At 72.7% G+C, this 282-nt stretch carries 1 protein-coding gene (only partly in view); it reads right to left on the minus strand.

Annotated features, from left to right (window positions below; translation table 11 throughout):
- Window positions 1–282 carry part of the coding region annotated (locus EJC77_RS21460) for a putative immunity protein (protein WP_338069483.1) on the minus strand (this coding region is incomplete at its 3' end). The annotated region continues 90 nt past the right edge of the window, so 282 of the 372 annotated nt are shown.

Here is a 282-nt window from a genome sequence, read left to right on the forward strand (position 1 = left end):
CTCCGCTACGAGTTCGCCTGACCCTTGCCCCGAACCAGCTGCGCGGAAATCCGCGCTAATGGCGTACGCCACGGCGCCCAGGTCATGGGCGGCGACGTGGGGCACCGCAGCCGCCTGGCCCGCCGACAGGGCGGCGAATTTCGTCGGATCGGGCATCCCGCGCGCCGCGGCATTCGCCCGGAAGGCCGCTCGGCGTGCCTCACCCATGCGCACCTCGCCGCGGATCCAGGCCCGGCCGAGCTCGATGGCGTCGCGGGGACGGCCGTCACCTGGTTGATGATC

Source organism: Specibacter cremeus (genome assembly GCF_003946885.1).
GTDB classification, from domain to species: domain Bacteria; phylum Actinomycetota; class Actinomycetes; order Actinomycetales; family Micrococcaceae; genus Specibacter; species Specibacter cremeus.